This is a genomic window from Rhodanobacter sp. FW106-PBR-R2A-2-24 (genome assembly GCF_058789615.1).
Window position 1 is genome coordinate 434,548 of record NZ_JBYTBV010000002.1, and the last position, 20,630, is coordinate 455,177.

Below are 20,630 nucleotides of genomic sequence, written 5' to 3' on the forward strand. Positions count from 1 at the left end.
GTCGCTTCCCTGAAAACGCGAACGCGCATTCTAACCGCAGCACGCCGCGGCGGCTTTGCCGGCGCAACGAAAAGGGCGCGAATCGCTTCGCGCCCCTCGCGTTGCAACCGCCATCGCGCTTACTTGGCCGGAGCTGCCGGCGTCGGCGCCGCGCTGTCCAGCGTCACGTCGAAGATCAGCGTGGCGTTCGGCGGCATCGGCGGCTGCGGCTCGGCGCCATAGGCCAGGTTGGCCGGGATGAACAGCTTGTAGTGACCACCCACCTGCATCAGCTGCAGGCCCTCGCGGAAGCCCGGAATCACACCGGCCAGCGAAATCTCGGCCGCACCCGGCGGGTTGTGCTTGGACGAAGCATCGAACACCGTGCCGTCGATGAAGGTGCCGGTGTAGTCGATCTTCACCGTGTCGCCCGGGCCCGGACGAGCGCCGGTGCCGGCCTTGAGCACTTCGTACTGCAGGCCCGAAGCGGTGGTCTTCACGCCCGGCTTGGTCTTGTTCTTGGCCAGGAAGGCATCGCCCTCGGCCTTGTTCTTGGCGGCTTCCTTGGCGATCGCGGCCTGTTCCTTCGCCTGCATCATTTTCATGAAGGGCTCCATGGTCGCCTTGGCCTCGGCGTCGGTCATGTTCGGCTTCTGGCCCGACAGCGCTGCCTTGACGGCATTCGCCACCGCATTCGGGTCAAGCTCAGAGCGCATGATCGGCGGAATCTGGCCGGTGATCTGCCAGCCGACGATGTAGCTCACCTTTGCCTTGTCGACCGTGCCGCTGGCGGCGGCCTTGGCCGGCGTCTGGGCGGCGAACACTCCCGCCGACATGCCCAGCGTCGCAACCGCCGCGAAGGCCGTCAGCGTGGGGCGCAGAAAATGCTTCATTCGAAACTCCCTCAAGGTTTGGATATGCCGGTGCCGCCGGCCGGGCCCCCACTGCAGGGGACATGGTCGCCCATTGTGGGGCCGCCACGCCGGGCTTGCAATCGTGCCCCACTGCGACATTCGGCTGCCGGAAAGGTTCCCGGGCGGCGCAGGTTCAGGCCGCCCCCCCGGGCTTTTCCAGGGTTTCCTTGAGCGCTGCCTGCAAGCGCGCGTGCAGCCTCACCAGGCTGCGCCAGAGCACCACGGCCAGCGCCACCAGCGCCACCAGCAGACTGATCGCCACCCCCAGCGGTGGCAGGATCGCCGAGCCCAGCACGCTCACCAGCAGCGCCAGCGCAAACAGCGTGGCCAGCGGGATCAGCCGCGCCAGCACGTTGCGGATCGCCTGCGTATAGCCGCCGGCGAAGCGCTCGCGTATGCCCAATTCGGCCAGCAGCATGCCCAGTGCCTCGGCCTTGCGGTAGACCGCAATCAGCATCGGCAGTGACAGGAACAAGGCGACGGCCCAGATCAGCGTGTGGCGCAGCTCGCGATCGATGCCAAGGCGCGAGAACCAGCCCCAGCCGTGTGCGTTGACGTAGGCGCCGATCATGAACAAGGTAATCACCAGGAGCACGTTCACCGCGATATGCCAGAGCAGGCGCCGGAACATCGCCGCCAGCACGGCGTTATCGTTCACCGGCGCCAGATTCGCCAACCACCCCGTGTAACTGCGCGCCAGCAGATGCAGCGACCGCGGCAGCAGGCGCGACAGGCCGTCGGCCAGGTCATCGCTGGCGCGATTCAGGTACGGCGACAAGGCCATGCACAGCACCGACACGCTCACCGCGATGGGGTAGATGAACGCGCTGACCACGCCCAGCGACAGCCCCAGCGTGGCAATCACGAAAGAGAACTCGCCGATCTGCGCCATGCCGAGCCCGGCGCGCAACGCGGTGCGCGCGTCGCGCCCCACCACGAAGAAACCCAGCGCGCAGGCCAGCGTCTTGCCCACGATCACCACGGCGGCAATCAGCAGCGTGGGCAGTGCGTACTGCCACAGCATGAGCGGGTCGATCTTCAGGCCGATCGCCACGAAAAACAGCGCCGCAAACATGTCGCGCAAGGGTTCGACCAGACGCAGCACGCGCGCCACACTGCGCGACTCGGCCACCACCGCGCCGGCGAGAAAGGCGCCCAGCGCCACGCTGAAACCCATCCACGCCGCCAGCAGGCTGGCGCCGAAGCAGATGCCCAGCGCGCTCACCAACAGGGTTTCGTCGCGCTTGAAGCCGGCCACGTAGTCGATCAGCCGCGGCAGCAGCAACAGGCCGAGGATCATCCCCACCAACACGAACAGGCCGAGGTGGCCGATTACGCTCAGTGCCGTCTCCGCCTGCACCGCACCGCCGATGGCCACGGCCGTGAGCAGGGTGAGCATCACGATGGCCAATACGTCTTCGGCCACCAGCAGCCCCACCACCATCCGCGCGAACGGCTGCCCTTGCCGGCCGCTCTCCTTCAGCATGCGCGTGGCCACCATGGTGGAAGAGAGCGAGACGATGGCGCCGAGAAACAGCGCATCGATGCCCGTCCAGCCAAACGCATGTCCCAGGCCCATGCCGATCCACAGCATCAGGCCCACCTCCAGCACGGCCACCGCCAGCACGCCCGCGCCCACCTCGCGCAGCTTGCGCAGGCTGAACTCCAGCCCCAGCGTAAACATCAGCAGCACCACGCCGAGGTTGGAAATGTCGTCGATGGCGCGCGGGTCGGCCACCAGCATGCCCGGCGTATGCGGGCCGATCAGCACGCCGGCCAGGATGTAGCCCAGGAGCACCGGCTGGCGCAGCCGCTGAAACAGGATCGTGGTGGCGCCGGCCACCAGCATCACCAGGGCCAGGTCACGGATGAAGCCGATGTCGTGCATGCCGTCCTCTTCTCCCGACTGGATGTCGGGAGGGTACCTTCCCGCACCTTCCCAGCGCGCCCATCAGGCAACGGCGCGCGCCTGGCCGGCGGGCGATCCTGCCGTGGATCGCGCTGCGGACGGACCCTCGACAGCCTGCCGATGCGTTCCCAGAGCTTACGGCAACACCGTCGTGCAGGCCGCTCGACGAGACCGGACATGCACCTCGAAACACATGTGAAAATTTCTTGAAAAAAAGCTTGACGGAATACCGACTCGTCCCTATTCTTTGCGGCTTCCAGCGGCGGGGCCATAGCTCAGCTGGGAGAGCGCCTGCATGGCATGCAGGAGGTCGGCGGTTCGATCCCGCCTGGCTCCACCAACTCAATTCGTCCCCATCGTCTAGAGGCCTAGGACATCACCCTTTCACGGTGGCGACCGGGGTTCGAATCCCCGTGGGGACGCCAAGTTGGTACGCAACGATAGTATGCTGGAACAGCATGTGGAGCGGTAGTTCAGCTGGTTAGAATGCTGGCCTGTCACGCCGGAGGTCGCGGGTTCGAGTCCCGTCCGCTCCGCCACGCAAAACAGGAAAGCCGCCTTCGGGCGGCTTTTTTGTTGGCTCGCATCGGCAGGTTTGTCCGCGCGCATCCAGCCAAGTCCGATGGCCGGAACCGGGCCGGCACGTGTGCAAGGCCCGGCCAACGCAGATCGCCGCGAAGACGCAGCGCACGGCACGCTCACATGGGGCAGCCGCGATCTTCCCGGTAGTGCGCCCCCAGGCTGCGTTTGCGCAGGCGCATGGCGCGCAGGAACTCCTTGGCTAGGCGCATCTGCCAACCGGCCTCCATCGCCGCCGTGCAGGTGCGCCAAGCGGCGCGCAGCGCCACCGCCTCGCGCACAGGGCCGGCGGCACCCCACAAAAGCTCGCGCAGCGCGGGCAGGTTTTCCGCTGGCAACGCGGCACCGCGAGCAACCCAATGATGCTCGCCGTGGCCTGCGGGGATCGTCGTGCCTGCCAGCAGCGCACCCAGCCGTCGCCCGCAAGCCACGGCTTCCAGCAGCGAATTGCTCGCCAGCCGATTGGCGCCGTGCAGGCCGTTGCAAGCCACCTCACCCACCGCATGCAGGCCGGGCACGGAGCTGCGGCCATCCAGGTCGGTGGCCACGCCGCCCATGTGGAAATGTGCCACCGGTGTGATCGGCAGGCGATCCTTGCGTGGATCGAACCCGTGCGCGAGGCAACTGGCCAGCACGGTGGGAAAGTGCCGCTGCCAATCGCCGGCGATGGTCGTGGCATCCAGCCAGGTGCTGCCGCCCGCCTGCTGCACCTGCCACACGCGCCGCGACACCACGTCGCGCGGCGCCAGATCACCCAGGGGATGCAGGCCCGCCATCAGCGCCCGGCCTTCACCGTCGACGAGGCGCGCCCCGGCGCCGCGCAGCGCCTCCGTAAGCAGCGGCAGACTGTGGCCGTCCACCGCCAGCGCGGTGGGATGGAATTGCACAAACTCCAGGTCGCGCGCCGCCGCGCCTGCTGCCAGCGCCAGCGCCAAGCCCGCGCCGTCGGCGCCGGGCGGGTTGCTGGTGCGCGCATACAGCGAACCGATGCCGCCGGTGGCCAGCACCACGGCGGCGGCCTCGATCTCCTCACTGCGCCCCTGCGCATCGCGCACGCGCACGCCGCACACGGCGCCGTCGCGCATGAGCAGCGCTTCGGCATCCACCCCGCCGCGCCATTGCACGTGGCCGGCCCGTTCCACCTTCGCGCGCAGCGCGCGCACCAGCGCCGCACCGGTGGCGTCGCCGCCGGCATGCACGATGCGATGTGCGTGATGGCCACCTTCGCGCCCCAGCGACAGCGCGCCATCCTCGCCGCGGTCGAAGGCCACGCCCTGCTCGGCCAGCCAGCGCACTGTGGCCGGCGCCTGCTCGCAAGTCCAGCGCACCACGCCAGCGTCGTTGTGATGACTGCCGGCTTCCAGCGTATCGCGCACGTGTGCGGCGGGGCTGTCGCCCGCGCCCATGGCCGCGGCGATGCCGCCTTGCGCCAGCGCGCTGGCGGTGCCGCTGCCATCGCTGGCACGGCACAGCAGGCGCACCGGCGCGGGCGCCGCCGCGAGCGCCGTGGCCATGCCGGCCGCGCCGCTGCCGATCACCACGATGGGGCGCTGCATGGCCTTCATGCGCGGTCGTGCCGACCGATGGCCAGCATGCGATCCAGCGCACGACGCGCGCCGACGACGACCTCGGCGGGAATCTCGATCTTGTGCTTCATGTCGCGCAGCGCCGCGTAGATGTTCGGCAGCGTGATGCGCTGCATGTGCGGGCACAGGTTGCAGGGCTTGATGAACTCGGTGGTGGGGAACTGCGACTTCAGGTTGTCCGCCATCGAGCACTCGGTGATCATCGCCACCTTGGCCGGCTTCTCCCGCGCCAGCCACTTGCTCATGGCCGTGGTGGAACCGACGAAATCGGCCTCTGCCAGTACCTCGGGCGAGCACTCGGGATGCGCCACCACCTTGGTGCCGAAGGCTTCGCGTACATGGCGCACTTCCTGCGCGGTGAAGCGCTCATGCACTTCGCAGCGGCCATGCCACAGGATGATGTTGACGCGGGTCTGCTTGGCGACGTGCTTGCCGAGGAATTCGTCGGGCAGGAAGATCACCGTGTCCGTGCCCATCGCCTCCACCACCTGCACGGCGTTGGCCGAGGTGCAGATGGCGTCCGATTCGGCCTTCACCGCCGCCGAGGTGTTGGCATAGCTCACCACCGGCACACCCGGGTATTTGGCTTTGAGCGCGCGCACATCTTCGGCGGTGATCGAGGACGCCAGCGAACAGCCGGCATCGAGGTCGGGCAGCAAGACGGTCTTTTCCGGGGCGAGAATCTTGGCGGTCTCGGCCATGAAGTGCACGCCGCACAGCACGATCAGGTCGGCGTCGCAGCTGGCTGCGGCCTGCGCCAGGCCGAGCGAGTCGCCGGTGATGTCGGCCACGCCGTGGAAGATTTCCGGCGACTGGTAGCTGTGCGCCATGATGACTGCGCCGCGCTGCTTTTTCAGCTTGTTGATCGCATCGATCCACGGCAGGTGCAGTGGAATTTCCAGGCAGGGCACCAGGGGTTCGAGACGCGCAGCCAGCGCGGCGTAATCGTCGGCCAGTTCATCGCGCCAGACAGGGAGGGGCAGTTCGGCAAGCTCGGACATGAGGGTTCGCGGCAGGTTCGGGAAAAAAGCGCCGCTCAGCATGCCGGATCACCACGCTTCCGCGCTTTGACACGGGTCATGTGCGTGTCAGGCGGCGTCGCCCTTGCGCAAGGCCCGCGCCGCGTCCAGTACCTGTTCATCGTAAACATGCCGGGCTTCCGCCGCGTCGAAATCGGCATGCTTGCGCTTCTTCACGCCGTAGTCGGAAAGCACCAGGTGCGCGTCGGCCACCACGCCGGCGTTGGCCAGGCACGCGGCGGCGCACTTGAGCACGCAGCCATCCAGCGCCAGGATGCGCCGCCCGCTCTGCGCGGTGCGCACCAGACCGGCGACACCGCCGCCCACACCGGCGATGCAGCTCATCTCAGCCTCGCCCGCGCGATCCAGTTGCAGGGCGAGATGGTTGGCCATCTGCGCCGCACTGGAACAACCCGAGCACGAATACACCAGCGGCAGGTCGCGACTCATCGGCACATCCTCAATTCACACGTCGGGAAAACGCCCGGCTGGTACGCAAGACGCCGAGCAAGGCCGCGCCATGCAGCGACCAGGCCGCCAACTCCGCCACGCCAGCCGCGCGCGCCAGCCAGGCTCGTGGCCAGACGACGGCCAGCATCAGCAAGGCAGCGGCGAGGCCTTGCGCCAGCAGCACACGGCGTTTCCTGACGTCGGGCAGGAGTTTCTGCACGCCGGGAATCTGCACGCCGCGCGGGATCAGGTGACGCAGGCCGATCCAGGCCACGAAGGGCACGATCTCCATGGCCATGGCGCTCACCATGAGCGGCAGACCCACCGCGACCACCAACGCGCCGGCCAACCTGCCCTGCCCTGCCAGCAAGGCTGCCGCCGCCGCGAGCAGCGCCAGTGCACCGGCGCGCCAATGCAGGTACAGCGCGTTGCGGCGCGCCTTGGGCACGGGCCACTGCAGATGGAGCACCGCCAACGCAAAGCCGGCGCCGCCCAACGCCAGCACGAGGGACAAGGCCCCGCCGCGCGCTGCCTGCAGATGCCACGCGGCGGCCAGCGGCAGCAGCACGGCCACCGCGATCGTCCAGCCAGCCTGTATGCGGGCGGACAACATGCGGGTGCCCTGGAACATCGGCATGGTGATTCGTCCCACCGCCGCCAGCAGCAGGATCACCCAGCCCAGCACGCCCAGCGCCGCGTGCGCGTCCACTGCTCCCGGCGACCACGCGGCCCACCCGGCCAGCAGGAGCACCAGCGCACCGCCGGCCAGCGCGGTTGCCACGCCGAAACCCAGCGCCACGCCGATGCCGGCGCGCAGCAGGGGTTCGCCGGCCGCCGCAACGAGGCCCGGCAAACTCATCGCGGCCAGCCACAGGAAGGCGAGCGGCAACAGCACCCCTGCCGCCAATAGCGGCCCGCGCATGCCAGCTTGCAAACCGACCACCAGCAGCAGCACGCCGAGGTTGAACACGGCATGCAACCACGGCGCGGAAACCTGCCAGCGCGGCATCGTCCCCACCGCCACCGGCAGGAATTGCAGCAAACTGCCGAACATTGCGTTGCCGAGCACGCCCAGCGTCCACACATGCACCAGCGCCAAGGTGGCCGGGTGCCAGCGCGATGCCAGCGGTGTGGCGCCCTCCAGCAACAGCAACACGCCGCCCAGCATGCCCCAGCAAGGCATGGCGAGCAGGAAACGCAGCGGCAGCGCGGCCGCCGGCGCCTGTTCAAGCCTGAGTTTGGGCATCGCTCGGCCGCCGGATCACCAAGCGCACGCTGCCGTCGGCCTGCGCGGCATCCGGCTCGGTTTCGTAACCCTGTTGGGCCAGTTCCATCAGCAAGGGGTGCGGCAGCATGGGGGTGAGCACGGCCACCGCCTCGCCCGGCGCGAGCGCGTCGGCGGCGGCGAGCGCGCGCAACAGGGGTTCGGGCGCACACAACGAGCGCAGGTCGATTTCACGCATGGCAGGCATCGCGCTATTGCAGCGGCTTGGCACCGGCCATCGCGTGACGCAGGTCAAGCATCACGCAATCGCCTGTCCATGCCAGCGCCGGGTACCGGGCCGAGTCGTCGTCACCGGCCCGGCCCGAGGGCACGGCTGGTCAGAACTTGTACGCGATCATCACGCGGTCATAGACGAAAGACTGGTTGCCGGGGTTCAGGCCTTGTCCGCCGGTGGCGCGCTCCCAGCGGTTGCGCAGCGACAGGCCCTTGAAATAGCCGTCGAAGTGGTAGCTGACGTCCAGATACACGTGATGGCTCTGCCCACGCAGCACCGTGTCGTAGTGCGCATAGGCCGCGCCCAGTTGCAGCTTGTCACCCAGGAGGCCGTAGGCGAACCGCGCCTTCCACGCGTGCCCCGGCCCCTGCTCCACCAGGCCGCGGATCATCGAGGTGGTGAACAGTGGATCGCTGGCCCAGCCGGCGGTGTAGGGCGAGATCAGCGCGCCCTCGCCCACCGCGCCGGCCTGCCGCTCGATGCGGTTCCAGGAAACATCCAACTTGCCGTGCGGGATGTTGACGCCGACGTCCGCGCCCCAGGTCTGGTTGTCCACCCGGCTGCCGGCCGCGCCGAGCACGCTGGCCTGGTTCGCCACCAGGATGCTGCCCGCACCGGCATGCTCGCCCACGTACTGCGCAGCAACGAATGGATCGACACCGCTGCCGGTCTTGAACGTGTAGCTGCCTTCGGCATAACCCATGCGGGCGAAGTCGATGAAGTCGTAATACCAGGCCTGGGCCTTGAAGCCGCCCGCCGCATAACTGGTGCCCAGCGCCCACGTGCCCATCATGCCGCGGGCCGTGGCCGGCAAGCCGCCGAAGTTGCCGTACATCGTGTCGCCGCGAAAATCGACCGGGTAGTAGAGGTTGTCGAAGTGATAATCGCCGGAGGTGCGGCTTTTCCAGCCGTAACTGCGCAGCGCGTGGATGTCCCAGCCCTCGGCCGGCGCGAAGCTGGCCTGGATCGCCTGATAGGAGGCCGGCAACACGCGCGCATCGCTGCTGCCCATCCATGGTGTGGTCAGGTATTGCTGGCCGGCGCGCAGCAGGATGCCGTCGTTCTTGTATTGCACGTAAGCTTGGCCCAGCGCATCGAGGCTGTTGTCCGCGCCCATCAGGGTGGTGTCCAGCCTGGCCGGATTCGCCGGGCGCGAGCCCAGCGCGTTGGCGCCCAGCAGTGAGGCGCCGAGGCTGAAGCCACCGCCGAATTCGGCCGTGCGCAGGTTGAGCAGCATGGCGCCGGAGAGCGCGCTGGCATCGGGCTTGGCCGCGTCTGCGTACAGGCGGTGGAAGTCGTACAGGCGCAGCTCGCCGTCGACATGGCCTTGCGTGAAGACGTCGCTGAGCGCATCGGCATGCACGGCGCCGCTCAGGCTGCCCAGCACGGCGGCTGCCGCAAGGGCGATCAGGGTGTGTCGCATGGGGAATACTCCGGATGGGGAAAAGGCGCGAGCCTGGACGGCCACGATGGCGCGCATTGTGCCGATGGGTGAGCGCGCCGATAGCCCCCTGCGAGCAAACACCGCGCGGCTTTTTGTCCTGTGGCTACTCGCCGCCAAGATGCTGCCGGATGGCCGCGACGAAGGCCGGGTCGAGCCGGCCGATATGCGTGGTGCGCGCCACGATGCGGCCATCGGCGTCGAGCAGGATCAGTTCGCTGGAGTGGTTGAATTCGCCATCGGGCAGCTGGCGATATTGCAGGCCGAGCACGCCGGAGAGCTGGCGCACCTGCGGCGCCTCGGCGCGCGCCAGCGTCCACGGCGGCGTGGCCAGCTGGCGCTTTTCGGCATAGCGCTTGAGCGCTGCAACGCTGTCGCGCGCCGGGTCGAAGCTCACCAGAAGCAGATCCAGCCTGCCCTGCTGCGCCGGGGGCAGCGCCTTGTAGGTGGCGCGCATGCTGTCCACGATCATCGGACAGACCATCTGGCAGGAGGCGTAGAACATCGCCAGCAGCTGCGGGCGACCGCGGCGCGCGGCCAGGGGCTGCGCGTGGCCGTTCTGGTCGGTGAGCTGGATCTTGAGGTGGTAGATGGAATCGCCGGGCAGCGGTTGTGCGGCGTGAGCCGTGGCGCACGCGGCTATCAGGGTGAGCAGCAGGAGCAACCGTTTCATCGTGGACCTCGCAAAAAAGGCACAGCGCTTGCTGGATGTCGGGGGAGGGCTTTCCTGCCCTCCCCCGACTCGCCCACGCCGGCAAAGCCGGCGTGGGCTCCGCCCGCCATCGCTGCGCGATGGCGGGCGTGCGGCCCATCCATGGGCCGCGCATGTCACGGTTTCGCGCAGCGAAAGCCCAGATTGCTGGTGGTATCGGCGGCCTTGAGCGAGGACAGCATCGCCACGCGCATCAGCACCGCGTAGTTTTCCTTCTGCTGCAGGCTGATCGCGCCGGCACCGCAGAACTTCAACACGTCGGGATCGTTCTGGTCGCGACTGTCGCTGGCCACCAGCAGCGCGTTGAAGTCGTCGGCCCACTCCCACACCGGCTCGGTGATGTCGCGCACGCCGTAGGCGTTGGGCACACCGCCGATGACCGGCAGCGGCGCACTCGACGGCCGTGCATACCAGGCCAGGAGCCGCTCGCGCCAGGCCGGGTTGCTGCGCGCGTCGCGATGCGCGGCGTCGGCCGCCGCCGCGTATTCCCACTCGTACCACGTGGGCAGGCGCGCGCCTTCGCTTGCGCAATACGCCTCGGCAGCGAACCAGCTCACCCGGGTCACCGGCTGGCGCGCCAGTGCATCCTTGCCCAATGCCAGTGGCCCGGCCCAGTGGCTGAGGTAACGCCCATCGGCGAGGATGGGCGCCACCTTGCCGCGCTGCCACGTCGGGTGCGTTTTGACGAAGGCAAGGAACTCGCCGTTGGTCACCGGTTCGGTGCGCAGCTTGAACGGCGCGAGCTGCGCGGGCGACGCCTTGCCATCGGCGGGCAGCACGCTGGTGAAGCGCCCGCCCGGCAGGGCGACGTACTGCGCCGCTGCTGCCGGCAGGGCCAGCGCCATGGCCAGGCAGAATCCTGCGAGCCGGGCGCGCATCGTCAGTGCTCCGCGTTCACCACCGGGCCGGCGCCGGCGCGGGCCTTGGCCACATCGTCCTTGCTGAACTGACCACCCGGGTTGCCCCAGCTGTTGACGACGAAGGTGAGGATATTGGCCACCTCGTCATCGGTGAGCTGGCTCATCGGCGGCATCACCGAGTCGTACTCGTGGCCGTTCACCTTGACCTTGCCGCTCAGGCCATGGGTGACGATGGCCATGGCGCGCTTGGGGTCGGCGGCGAGGAAGTCGCTCTTGGCCAACGGCGGGAACACGCCGGGCATGCCTTGGCCATTCGCCTGGTGGCACACCGAGCAGGTGCCGGTGAACAACTGCTTGCCGGCGGCGATCTGGTCGGCCTTGGTCAGTTTGCCAACCGCATTGGCCTTGGCCGCCGTGGCCACCGCCTTGAGGTTGGGCTCCGAACGGTCGCCCAGGTACACCGAGTCCACTTCCTTGCCCGAATACACGTGCTTGTCCTCCGGGCCGCTCACCTTGAGGATGCCCAGCGCACCCTTGTTGAAGGCGCGGAAGATCGAGTGGTCGACCAGCACGTAGCTGCCCGGCACGTCGGTGTGGAACTCCACGATCGCCGCGCCGCCGGAGGGAATCAGCGTGGTCTGCACGTTGTGCTGGGTCACCGTGCCGCCCTCGGGCTGCACGCGGTCGAAGATTTCGCCGATCACGTGGAAGCTGGACACCAGGTTCGGTCCGCCGTTGCCGACGAACAGCCGCACCGTTTCGTTGGTCTTGGCGGTCAGCGCGTTGTCGCCGGTGAGCGCGCCTTCCTTGCCGTTGAACAACACGTAGGTCGGCCTTTCATCGATGGCCTTGTCCATGTCGAACGGCTGCAGGCCCTTCTCGCGGTACTTGCCGGTGGTGTAGAAGTCGCCCTGCATCACGTAATACTCGTGATCGACCTTGGGCAGGCCTTCCGGCGGCTCGACCAGGATCAGGCCGTACATGCCGTTGGCGATGTGCATGCCCACCGGCGCGGTGGCGCAGTGGTAGACGAAGATGCCCTGGTTGAGCGCCTTGAAGGTGAACTGCGACTGGTGCCCCGGCGCGGTGAAGCTCGACGCCGCGCCACCGCCCGGGCCGGTCACCCCGTGCAGGTCGATGTTGTGCGGCATCTTGCTGTCCGGCGCGTTCTTCAGGTGGAACTCCACCGTGTCGCCCTGGCGCACGCGGATGAAGCTGCCCGGCACGGTGCCGCCGAAGGTCCAGAAGGTGTACTTGACGCCTTCGGAAATCTCCATTTCCTTCTCCACCACTTCGAGCTCGACGATGACCTTGGCGGGATAGTCGCGATGGGTCGGCGGCGGCACGTGCGGCGGGCTGGTCAACACCGCATGGATCGGGGCACCCTGCGGCGGGCCGAAGTCCACCGGTGCAAGATTCAGCGGCGCGGGCGCCGCATGCACGACGGGGACAGCGGACTCGACACTGGTGCTTTCATGCGAACCGCCGCAGGCGGCAAGCAGGAGTGTGGCCGTCATGGCAGCCAGCGACAGGATGTACTTCAGGGGGGAGTGCTGCATGGGGTGGCTCCTCGAATGGCGGCGCCATCCTGCCCTCCGCATTAACTTGCCGCTTGACCTCAATCAAATGCGAAATCGCAAGAAGCCAACTGCGACAAGCGGCCACGCGCGCCCATCTGCCGCACCGCGTCACGGCGTCGCAGGCACCACGAAATGGCCCGCCGATCGGCGGGCCTTTGGACGTCCATATGGCTGTGCGTTGGCGCGTCAACGACGCCCTGGCAGCATCCGCCGCAAGGTGTCGTCGCGCACCCAGTAGTGGTGCAGCAGCGCGGCGGCGGCGTGCAGGCCGATCAGGTAGTAGCCGATGTTGCCGATGGTTTCGTGGATTTCCTCAAGCTGGTGCCCCAGCGCCTTGTCGGCATCGACGAGCGCCGGCAACGTGAGCCCGAAGAACGGGATCGGCTTGCCCTGGGCGCTCAGCGTGAACCAGCCCAGCACCGGCATGACCAGCAGGAAGGCGTACAGCGCAAGGTGCATCACGCCAGCCAGGCGTGCCTGCCACGACGGCATCGGCGGATGGATCGGCGGCGCCGCGCCACCAACCGCGCGCAGCCCCAGGCGGATCGGCAGCAGCACCAGCACGACGAGGCCCAACATGAAGTGCCAGGTCTTCATCGCCACGTAGCCATCGCTGCCACGCGGAAAGATGCCGCGCAACTCGATCAGGGCATACACCGCGACCAGCAACCACAGAGTGAGCCAATGCAAGGCGATCAGGCCGGTGCCGTAGCGGTCGGCGGAGTGCTTGAGGTTCATCGCGGTACTCCTGAGTTGGGGCGGTGGGGTGAAGGCGACGGGGGAAGAACGACGGGGCGTACTCAAGGCGTGGGTATCGACGCGCAAACAAGCCGATTAAGCGGCCAGCAGATTGTGCCCCAGCTCGCGCAGCTCCTGTGGTGCGCGCAAATGCAGCACGCGGCCCTCGATGGCGATGAGGCCCTTGCTGCGGAAACGGCTGAAGGTGCGGCTCACCGTTTCGGACGCCAGCGCGAGGTAATTGGCGATGTCGTTGCGCGACATGCTGAGCTGGTAGTGCGTACCGGGGAAGCCGCGCGCGGCGTAGCGCTCACCAAGGTCGACCAGGAAAGCGGCTAGGCGCTCGTCCGAGCGGTAGTCGCCGGCCAACGCGTTGGCCCGGCCCAGGTCGTGGCTGAGCAGGCGGAACAGGTGCTGTTGCACCTCGGGCTTGCGGCTGGCCAGGGTGCTCATGGCGGCGAACGGGAAACGGCAGAACTGCGAATCCTCCAGCACCACTGCGTCGCAGGGGAAGTGGCCCGGGTGGATCGCATCCAGCCCGATCACCTCGCCGGGCAGGAAGAAACCCAGCACGTGTTCACGGCCTTGCCCATCCATCTGCCGCAATTTCACCGTGCCGGCGCGCACCGCGTACACCGCCTCGAACGGATCGCCCTGGCGAAACAGCGTTTCGCCAGGGCGATACGGCCCCAGATGCTGCATCAACTTGTACAGCGGCGACAGCTCGCTCTTGCCGTAGCCCACCATGGCGCAGGCACTGGCCAGCGCGCAGGTACGGCAGAATTCGGTGACGCCATCGGCACCCACGCTGGCACCGGGCAGCTCGATGCCCGGCTCGCCGGGCTTGCGCCGGGCTGGCCTGCCGCCGCTCATATGGCGCGCGAGAACCGCGGTCGCTCAGCCTGCTTGCCGAGATAGGCGTCGAAGCTCATCGCCACGATGCGCAGCAGCAGCCGGCCGCGCGGAGTCACCCGGATCATGCGTTCGTCCAGCGTCACCAGCCCGTCGCCAGCCAGCTCATGCAGGCGCGCCAGCTCGGCGGCGAAGTAATCGGCGAAGTCGATCTCGCGCTGCTCGCCGAAGGCCAGCATGTCCAGCTCGCCGTAACACATCAGCTGGCCGATCACCTCGCGGCGGATCAGGTCGTCGTGGTTCAGCAGCAGGCCGCGTGCCACCGGTAGGCGGCCGTTGTCCAGCGCGGCGTAATAACCGGTGAGGTCGCGCGAACTCTGGCAGTAGCTGTCGCCGATCCGGCCGATGGCGCTCACGCCCAGACCCACGATGTCGCATTCGCCATGGGTGGAATAGCCCTGGAAATTGCGCTGCAGGGTGCCGGCGCGCTGCGCGGCGACCAGCTCGTCGTCCTCGCGGGCGAAGTGATCCATGCCCACGTAGACGTAACCGGCCTCGCCCAGGCGCGCCAGCGCACGGCCGATCAACTGCAGGCGCGTGGCCGGATCGGGCAGATCCTCGGCCTTGATATGGCGCTGCGCCTTGAACATCTCCGGCAGGTGCGCATAGGCGTAAACCGCCACCCGATCCGAGCCCAGCGCGATGATCTCCTCCAGCGTGCGCTCGAAGCCGGCCACCGTCTGCTTGGGCAGGCCGTAGATCAGGTCCACGCTGGTGGAACGGAACCCGCTGTCGCGCGCCGCTTCCAGCACCTCGCGCGTCTGCGCCACGCTCTGGATGCGGTTCACCGCTTCCTGCACCACCGGGTCGAAATCCTGGATGCCTACCGAAATACGGTTGAAACCCAGCGCGCCCACGCCGCGGATGTAGTCGGCGTCGGCAAAGCGCGGGTCGATCTCGATGCCGAACTCGCGACCGCGCTCGGGGCTGAAGCTGAAATGCCGCGCCAGCACGCCCATCAACTCCTGCATGCGCGGGATGTCGAGAAAGTTGGGCGTGCCGCCGCCAAAATGCAGCTGGGTCACCTGGCGGTCGCGGTCGAACAGCTTGGCCACCAGCTCGATCTCGCGGTAGAGCCGCTCCAGGTAACGGTCGGCCTTGCCCACATCGCGGGTAATGATGCGATTGCAGCCGCAGTAGAAGCACGGACTGACGCAGAACGGCACGTGCAGGTAGATCGACAGCGGGCGCGGGATCGGCTCTTCGTTGGAGGCCTGGATCACCGTGCGCAGCGCATGCTCGTCGAAATCGCTGCGGAACTGCGGCGCGGTCGGGTAGCTGGTGTAGCGCGGCCCGGCCATGTCATAGCGCGCGATCAGCGCGGGGTCGAACTCGGGAATCTGGATGCTGTGGTTCATGCGGATCAGTGTGCGCAAGGGTTTGCGGGGCAGCCTTGACGCCGGTCAAACCCTGTGCAAAGCACCCTCGCCGGAACGCAGAAAATGCCATCGGAGCCGCACCGCATCGCGGTTTGGCGCGCCCGCCTGTGTCGAAAAGCCGCAGCGCTGCGCGCCGTGCGCCCACCCCGCCCCAACCCGCCGTCCACATTCAAGCTTCACGCCGGATGACCGATAACCCCCCCTGTAGCAACGCACGTGCCGCAGGGAGTCAAACATGCTGATCCTGATTGGATCTCTGGTCGTACTCGGCTGTGTGCTGGGTGGCTACGTGCTGTCGCACGGGCACCTGCTGGCGTTGTGGCAGCCCTACGAGCTGATCATCATCTTTGGTGGCTCGATCGGCGCCTTCCTCACCGCCAACTCCGCCAAGGTAATCAAGGATGCGCTGCACGAAATCACCGGTCTGGTGAAAGGCCCCAAGTACCGCAAGCAGGATTTCGTCGACGTGCTTTCGCTGCTTTACGACATCTTCGGCGTGATGCGCAAGGAAGGCCTGCTCGGCATGGAGGCGCATATCGAAAATCCGCAGGAAAGCTCGGTGTTCTCCGCCTACCCGCGCCTGCTCGGCGAGCAGCACCTGGTCGAATTCATCACCGATTGCCTGCGCCTGATCGTGGGCGGCAACATGGAACCCTTCGAGCTGGAGTCGCTGCTGGACGCCGAGGTAGATACCCACCACACGCAATCGGAAGTGCCCGCCATGGCGGTCACCAAGATGGCCGACGGCCTGCCCGGTTTCGGCATCGTGGCGGCGGTGCTCGGCATCGTCACCACCATGTCCAACCTCTCCGGCGACACCTCGCAGATCGGCGAGCACATCGCCGGCGCGCTGGTGGGCACCTTCCTCGGCATTCTGCTGTGCTACGGCTTCATCGGCCCGCTGGGCGCGGCGATGGAGGCGCGCGCGCGCGAGGAGAGCAAGGCCTTCGAATGCGTCAAGGTGGGCCTGCTGGCCAACCTGCGCGGCTACAACCCCAAGGTGGCGGTGGAATTCGCCCGCAAGGTGCTGCCTGATTACGCCAGGCCCAGCTTCCTGGATCTGGAGGAACACCTCAGCAACGCCCACGCCAAGGCCTGAGCATGAGCGACGCGCCCCCCATCATCGTCATCAAGCGGGTGAAGAAGCGCGGCCACGGCCATCACGGCGGCTCGTGGAAAGTAGCCTACGCCGACTTCGTCACCGCGATGATGGCGTTTTTCCTCGTCATGTGGATCCTCGGCGTCGCGACGCGCCAGCAGAAGGCGGCGATCTCCGAGTATTTCAAGAACCCCAGCAACACCCCAGGCACGGCCACGGTGGCGCCACCGGGCCAGATGGGACCGGGCGGCGCCAGCGACGCCATGATCAAGCTGGGCGGCGCGATGGATCTCTCGCACGGCCCGGGCAAGGATCGCCACAACGGCCCGCCCGGCCAGCTCGCCAAGGTGCAGGAGCCGGGCAACAAGGCACGGCAACTCAGCCAGGCCGAGGTCGAGCAACAGGCCCGCAAGCTCGACAAGGCCCGCCTCGAAGAGCTGAAAAAGCAGCTCAACGCCGCCATCCAGAACAGCCAGGCGCTGGCACCGTTCAAGGACCAACTACTCATCGACATCACCCCCGAAGGCCTGCGCATCCAGATCGTGGACAAACAGAACCGACCGATGTTCGACATCGGCAGCGCGCGCCTGAAGGATTACACGCGGACCATACTTGGCGACCTGGCCAAGCTCATCAACCAGGTGCCCAACCGCATCAGCATCTCGGGCCATACCGACGATGCGCCATACAGCAGCGACAACGGCTACAGCAATTGGGAGCTGTCCACCGACCGTGCCAACGCCGCCCGCCGCGCCCTGATCGCCGGCGGCCTGGATGACGACAAGGTGGCCCGTGTGGTGGGGCTGGCGGCCTCGGTGCCGCTGGACAAGGCGCACCCGAACGACCCGATCAACCGGCGCATCAGCATCATCGTGATGACCAAGCAGGCCGAGGCCGCAGCGCTGTCGCAAGGCATGGCGCAGAACGTGATGACGCCCGGCAACAACGCCACGCCCGCCGCCAAAGCGCCCATCGACAAGCCTGCCGCGAACGGTGACACGCACGCGGGGATCTCGCCATCCGGCAAGGCCGCCACCCTGCCGCAACCGCCCGTGCTGCGCACGGCCGGCAACCCGTCCACCGGCCAGGCGCTGGCAACCGGCGGCTGACGCGGCAAGGTCGCGCCGCGCTCGCTGTGGCAGCGGCATATCGCCACACGTTGCGGTGGATACGCCCACGGTTTGGACGTCCATTCATCGACACTTGCCGCACATGAGTCGATATGCCGCAGCGCCTTGCGCCGCGCGATTCCCGCGCGGAAGCCACGACACGGCATTTGCCTGACCTGGATCAGGCGCACACCGCCGCCCGCTCCCTAGCATGCCGCCCGCTTCGCTTACCCCACTCACGAAGAGGCATGCATGTACACAGACTCCCAGCCTGCGGGCCACGCCAGCCCGCAGGATCGCATCAGCCGTGTCCTGATCTGGATACTCCTTGCCGTCACCATCGCCTGCGGCGCCGGCATGCTGGCGGCCACGCGCTCGACCTACCAGCAAGCCGCGCCGATTCCCCAGGCGATGACTGCCGCCGACGGCACGACCGTGCTTAGCTACGCCGACATCGTCGCCGGCAAGCAAGGCTTCCAGAAGGCCGACCTGATGGACTACGGCAGCCTGTACGGCATGGGCTCGTCCTTCGGCGAGGACTACACCGCCGAATATCTCGTGCAACTGGCCAAGGCCACGCGCGACAACATCGCGCTGGAGCGCTACGGCAAGGCCTATGCCGATCTCGGTGCCGACCAGCAGTACGGCGCGACCGAGGCGATGCGCACGGAGCTGCGCGGCATCGACCTCAGCCAGCCCACGGTGCAGTTGCCCGACGCGGTGGCCAAGGCCATGCTGGCGCTGCGCACGCAGATCGGCGCCGCGCTGCTGCGCGACGACTTCAGCAAGGGTTACACCGGCGCGCGCGCGCTCAATGCCGGCAGCGCCAACCAGACCGCCGGCTTCCTGCTGTATTCCTCGCTGACCACGGTGGCGCGCCGCCCCGGCAAGGACTACTCCTGGACCAGCAACTGGCCGTCCGAGCCGCTGGTGGGCAACACGCCCACGGCCTCCACGTTCACCTGGACCTGGGCCTCGTTCACCATGGTGTTCCTCGCCATCGGCGCGATCCTGGTGATCTATCGCCGCTGGATCGAGCCCAAGGCCGAACACGAAACCTTCGACCCCGTGCTGGAAAAATTCCGCGCGCCGACGCCGAGCCAGAAGGCGCTGTGGAAGTATTTCCTGGTGGTGGCCGGCGTGCTGCTGGTGCAGATCCTCGCCGGTTCGATCATGGCGCACTACTACACCGAGCGCACCGGCTTCTACGGCATCGACATCGACAAGTGGCTGCCGTTCGCCTTCCTGCGCAGCGTGCACCTGCAGGCGCCCATCGTATGGATCGGCGTGAGCTGGATCGCCGGCGGCCTGTTCCTCGCCCCGATCATCGGCAAGCGCGAGCCCAGCGGCCAGCGCTTCCTGGTGAACGCGATCTTCTGGGTGCTGGTGACCATCGTCGCCGGCGCGCTGATCGGCAACTACCTCGGCATCGCCGGTCTGGTCGACCAGCACTGGTTCTGGTTCGGCAACCAGGGGCTGTCCTACCTGGAAATGGGCCGCTTCTGGCAGATCCTGTTCTTTGTCGGCCTCACCGTGTGGTGCGTGGTGCTGCTGCGTGCCTTCCTGCCCACCCTGCGCAGCCTGTACCGACAGAGCGGCAGCTCGATCTACGGCCTGTTCCGCATCGAGCACCTGGTGTGGATCAGCACGGTGACCGTGGCGCTGTTCTACGTGTTCGGCATGATCCCGCTGGGCTCGCCCAATCCCTCGTTCTCGATCACCGACTTCTGGCGCTGGTGGGTGGTGCACCTGTGGGTGGAGCTTGCCTTCGAGCTGTTCGCCGCCTCGGTCACCGGCTACTTCCTGATGGCGCTGGGCCTGGTGTCGCGGCAGATGGCCGAGCGCGCGGTGCTGTTCGAATGGATCCTGATCGTGATCGGCGGCGTGCTCGGCACCGGCCACCACCTGTACTGGGCCGGCGAGCCGGGCCTGTGGGTGGGCGTGGGCAGCATGTTCTCCTTCATCGAGGTGCTGCCGCTGGTGCTGCTGGCGCTGGAAGCCATCGACCAGCACAAGCACATCCAGGAGAAGCGGAACTTCCCGTACAAGCTCGCCTACCTGTACATCCTGGGCGCGGCCTTCTGGAACTTCGTGGGCGCCGGCGTGTTCGGCGGCGGCACACTGAATGCGCCGCTGGTGAACTACTACGAGCACGGCACCTTCCTCACGCTCAACCACGCGCACACCTCCATGTTCGGCGCCTTCGGCCTGCTCGCCATCGGCCTGGTCTACATGGTGCTGCGCTATGTGACCGCTGAGCGCGCCTGGAGCGACCGCAGCGGCGTGTGGGCGTTCTGGCTGTACAACGTCGGTGTGGTGATGTGGATCGTGATGAACTTCTATCCGATCGGCTGGCCGCAGCTGGAGGCCGTCTACACCCACGGCTACGCCTATGCACGCAGCCTGGCGTTCTACGACACCACCGTGTTCTGGCAATGGATGCGCCTGCCCGGCGACCTGGTGTTCGCCGCCGGCGCGTTGCTGATGGCCTGGGACTTCGTCGCCAAGCTGTGGCGCCTGCGCGAAGGCCGCCGCAGCCTGCGCCACCAGCGTGACCCGTCGACGGAAGCGACGCGCCACCACGGTGGCCGCCGCCATGCCGGCGACGAACGGGGTCGCGCCGACGGCTGACGCCGGCGCGAAGCGAACCACACGGCGACCATGGCGGGTCGTCGCCCCTGCCGGCATGGCCCTATGGCGCCATGCCGGCGTTTTGCCGGGAACATACCAAGCCGGCGCGACCGAATCCGTGTTGCGGCAGCCGGCGCGGTGTTCGACAGGCCCATCGTGATCCATGGGCCAAAACCGCCGTGAAGGATGGCCAGAACGCTGCCGTCGCTTGTGTTTCTGTCGCCCGCGCACCTA

The 20,630-nt window shown here is 67.5% G+C and carries 17 protein-coding genes and 3 tRNA genes; 6 read left to right on the plus strand and 14 right to left on the minus strand.

What is annotated here, in order from left to right:
- Positions 1–119: 119 nt before the first annotated feature.
- Both AC3WQA_RS03080 and AC3WQA_RS03085 read right to left on the minus strand, forming a co-directional pair.
- Positions 120–872 (minus strand): FKBP-type peptidyl-prolyl cis-trans isomerase, encoded by a 753-nt coding sequence (locus tag AC3WQA_RS03080; RefSeq protein WP_492673630.1) that lies wholly within the window; start codon positions 870–872, stop codon positions 120–122.
- 154 nt (positions 873–1,026) lie between these two features.
- The gene (locus AC3WQA_RS03085) at positions 1,027–2,781 is read right to left on the minus strand and encodes a cation:proton antiporter (RefSeq protein ID WP_492673631.1); all 1,755 of its coding nucleotides are present in this window, start codon (positions 2,779–2,781) and stop codon (positions 1,027–1,029) included.
- A gap of 285 nt (positions 2,782–3,066) precedes the next feature.
- On the opposite strand from AC3WQA_RS03085, the gene AC3WQA_RS03090 reads away from it, so the two are divergent.
- From AC3WQA_RS03090 to AC3WQA_RS03100, 3 genes are all read left to right on the plus strand, one after another.
- A tRNA-Ala gene (locus AC3WQA_RS03090) sits at positions 3,067–3,142 on the plus strand.
- A gap of 9 nt (positions 3,143–3,151) precedes the next feature.
- Positions 3,152–3,227: transfer RNA gene (locus AC3WQA_RS03095), tRNA-Glu, on the plus strand.
- Between the two features lie 37 nt (positions 3,228–3,264).
- Positions 3,265–3,341: transfer RNA gene (locus AC3WQA_RS03100), tRNA-Asp, on the plus strand.
- A 159-nt stretch (positions 3,342–3,500) separates the two neighbouring features.
- On the opposite strand, the gene AC3WQA_RS03105 is transcribed toward AC3WQA_RS03100, so the two are convergent.
- From AC3WQA_RS03105 to hemN, 12 genes are all read right to left on the minus strand, one after another.
- Entirely contained in the window at positions 3,501–4,937 is a 1,437-nt protein-coding gene (locus AC3WQA_RS03105; RefSeq protein ID WP_492673632.1) for an L-aspartate oxidase, read from the minus strand.
- A 5-nt stretch (positions 4,938–4,942) separates the two neighbouring features.
- On the minus strand, positions 4,943–5,968 hold the full coding sequence (gene nadA, locus AC3WQA_RS03110) for a quinolinate synthase NadA (RefSeq protein ID WP_492673633.1): 1,026 nt from the start codon (positions 5,966–5,968) through the stop codon (positions 4,943–4,945).
- Positions 5,969–6,055: 87 nt separating this feature from the next.
- Positions 6,056–6,436 (minus strand): putative zinc-binding protein, encoded by a 381-nt coding sequence (locus AC3WQA_RS03115; RefSeq protein WP_492673634.1) that lies wholly within the window; start codon positions 6,434–6,436, stop codon positions 6,056–6,058.
- A 10-nt stretch (positions 6,437–6,446) separates the two neighbouring features.
- Complete coding sequence (locus AC3WQA_RS03120; RefSeq protein ID WP_492673635.1) at positions 6,447–7,682, minus strand: hypothetical protein; 1,236 nt, start codon at positions 7,680–7,682, stop codon at positions 6,447–6,449.
- Entirely contained in the window at positions 7,663–7,899 is a 237-nt protein-coding gene (locus AC3WQA_RS03125; RefSeq protein WP_492673636.1) for a DUF2249 domain-containing protein, read from the minus strand. Before AC3WQA_RS03125 ends, AC3WQA_RS03120 begins: the two co-directional genes overlap by 20 nt.
- 139 nt (positions 7,900–8,038) lie before the next feature.
- Positions 8,039–9,358, minus strand: coding sequence for a hypothetical protein (locus AC3WQA_RS03130; protein WP_492673637.1), 1,320 nt, complete (start codon positions 9,356–9,358; stop codon positions 8,039–8,041).
- Positions 9,359–9,482: 124 nt separating this feature from the next.
- Entirely contained in the window at positions 9,483–10,049 is a 567-nt protein-coding gene (locus AC3WQA_RS03135; protein WP_492673638.1) for an SCO family protein, read from the minus strand.
- A gap of 155 nt (positions 10,050–10,204) precedes the next feature.
- A complete protein-coding gene (locus AC3WQA_RS03140) occupies positions 10,205–10,966 on the minus strand; it encodes a formylglycine-generating enzyme family protein (RefSeq protein WP_492673639.1) in 762 nt (253 codons plus the stop codon).
- 2 nt (positions 10,967–10,968) lie between these two features.
- Positions 10,969–12,507 carry a copper-containing nitrite reductase gene (gene nirK, locus AC3WQA_RS03145; RefSeq protein ID WP_492673640.1) on the minus strand — a complete coding sequence of 513 codons (1,539 nt, stop codon included), beginning with the start codon at positions 12,505–12,507 and terminating at the stop codon, positions 10,969–10,971.
- Positions 12,508–12,714: 207 nt separating this feature from the next.
- On the minus strand, positions 12,715–13,266 hold the full coding sequence (locus AC3WQA_RS03150; RefSeq protein WP_492673641.1) for a cytochrome b: 552 nt from the start codon (positions 13,264–13,266) through the stop codon (positions 12,715–12,717).
- Between the two features lie 96 nt (positions 13,267–13,362).
- On the minus strand, positions 13,363–14,139 hold the full coding sequence (locus tag AC3WQA_RS03155; protein ID WP_492673642.1) for a cyclic nucleotide-binding domain-containing protein: 777 nt from the start codon (positions 14,137–14,139) through the stop codon (positions 13,363–13,365).
- Positions 14,136–15,536, minus strand: a complete 1,401-nt coding sequence (gene hemN / locus AC3WQA_RS03160) for an oxygen-independent coproporphyrinogen III oxidase (protein ID WP_492673643.1) — start codon at positions 15,534–15,536, stop codon at positions 14,136–14,138. Before hemN ends, AC3WQA_RS03155 begins: the two co-directional genes overlap by 4 nt.
- Positions 15,537–15,792: 256 nt before the next feature.
- Between hemN and motA the strand changes: the two genes are divergently transcribed.
- From motA to AC3WQA_RS03175, 3 genes are all read left to right on the plus strand, one after another.
- Positions 15,793–16,656: a flagellar motor stator protein MotA gene (gene motA / locus AC3WQA_RS03165; RefSeq protein WP_492673644.1), complete on the plus strand. Its 864-nt coding sequence runs from the start codon at positions 15,793–15,795 to the stop codon at positions 16,654–16,656.
- 2 nt (positions 16,657–16,658) lie between these two features.
- Positions 16,659–17,765, plus strand: coding sequence for a flagellar motor protein MotB (gene motB, locus AC3WQA_RS03170; protein WP_492673645.1), 1,107 nt, complete (start codon positions 16,659–16,661; stop codon positions 17,763–17,765).
- A gap of 252 nt (positions 17,766–18,017) precedes the next feature.
- A complete protein-coding gene (locus AC3WQA_RS03175; RefSeq protein WP_492673646.1) occupies positions 18,018–20,396 on the plus strand; it encodes a nitric-oxide reductase large subunit in 2,379 nt (792 codons plus the stop codon).
- Positions 20,397–20,630 lie beyond the last annotated feature (234 nt).